General features: G+C 68.2%; 2 protein-coding genes and 1 pseudogene. 2 read left to right on the top strand and 1 reads right to left on the bottom strand.

Features of this window, described 5'->3' with window-relative positions; all coding sequences use genetic code 11:
- Positions 1–91: 91 nt before the first annotated feature.
- Complete coding sequence (locus ACF1GV_RS42590) at positions 92–328, bottom strand: hypothetical protein (RefSeq protein ID WP_391692546.1); 237 nt, start codon at positions 326–328, stop codon at positions 92–94.
- Between ACF1GV_RS42590 and ACF1GV_RS42585 the strand changes: the two genes are divergently transcribed.
- Positions 327–623, top strand: a complete 297-nt coding sequence (locus ACF1GV_RS42585; RefSeq protein ID WP_391692544.1) for a hypothetical protein — start codon at positions 327–329, stop codon at positions 621–623. The genes ACF1GV_RS42590 and ACF1GV_RS42585 overlap by 2 nt on opposite strands.
- Before the next feature lie 595 nt (positions 624–1,218).
- Positions 1,219–1,358, top strand: a pseudogene (locus tag ACF1GV_RS42580) (IS5/IS1182 family transposase); the annotation flags it as partial.

The following is a 1,358-nucleotide window of genomic DNA, read 5'->3' as shown; positions in this document are numbered from 1 at the left end:
TCCTGCACACCTACAACCACCATCGCTGCCACACCGCACTCAGCGGTCACCCACCGATCAGCCGCGTCAACAACGCTTCAGGTCAATACAGCTAGGCGCTGCGCGGCTTCCGCCCGCTCGCCTTCTTCGTGGTCGTCTTCTTCGCCGCGGTCTTCTTGGCGGGCTGCTTCTTCGCGGCCGCCCTCTTCTTCGGCTGCGGCAGCTCGTGCACTTCCGCGTGAGCACCGTGCTCGCCGCGGGCCTCGCGCGCCTTTTCCACTGAGGCGTTCAGGGCGGACACCAGGTCGAGGATCTGCGCCGGCTCCTCCGGCTCCGGCGCCTCCGGCATGGGCCCGGCGTTCCTGCCCGTCGACCAGTGGGGCCACCAGGGCACCGCACGGCTGTCGCCGGACGGCGTCGGACGCGCCCTCGCACGCTTCGCCAAGTACGCGGGCCTTTCCGGGCGCCGGATCACCGGCCACTCCTCCCGGCGCGGGTTGGTCACCACCGGCCGCAAGAAGGGCAAGCGTGTCGAGAAGCTCCGCCGCCAGGGCGGCTGGTCTGCGAACAGCCCAGTGTTCTGGGAGTACGTGGATGAGGGCGAGGCCTTCGAGGACGCCCCGACCGAGGGCATCGGCCTGTGATCACCTGCACCCGAACAATTAGGCCGCGGCGCGGCACGACGCGCTCGCACCTGCATTAGGGGAGCGCAGTCCGCGCCGGCGGCCCCAGCCCCGGGCGGCGCTGTAGGAGACCTCACCATGTACCACCCCGACCCCCGCCATCCGGCGTGGGTCAGTAGCGCTGATACCGGTACTCAAAGCAGTCCCCTGGGGCCCCTGCTGTCGCGGCCGCGACGATAGCGGTAGCCACGGCTCCGGGGTCTCTCACAAACGGAGGGAGCCGACACCCTCAGCTGCACGGAGAGACTGGCTTTACGACCGGGGGCTTCGTGGACCTCACCCACTTCTCGCGGGATGTCCAGACGTCCCCCTCCCACTCCATGACAGCGGAGGACGACGACAGGGGAGAGATTAAAGCGATGTCCGGAGACCTCGGGCGTTCTCAAAATCCCCGCTGCGCAAGCCCTCGCCTTGTCAGGATGTGCGCATGGACACTTCACCCGCCCTGCCGGATCCTCTCCGCGCGATCATCTTCGACGCTAACGCGCTCGGCAACGGACTCCCTCATCTAGAGGTTGTCCCGTAACCGGTGGGGCGGTTGGTGCGTTGGCTGGGCATGGGTGGGGTGATCTCAGCAGATGATCCGAAGTGGATCGAGCCATTCTCGGGACTGACCGAGGTGCAGTTCGCCAGGCTGGTCGCGTTGGTGCGGCGCCGTGGTGGTGACGTGCAGCGGGGTCGGCCGTGGCGGCTGCC

Source organism: Streptomyces sp. NPDC014006, assembly GCF_043088925.1.
Classification (GTDB): domain Bacteria; phylum Actinomycetota; class Actinomycetes; order Streptomycetales; family Streptomycetaceae; genus Streptomyces.
Note: the sequence above shows the minus strand (reverse complement) of the source record. Positions and strands in the feature narration are given on the sequence as shown.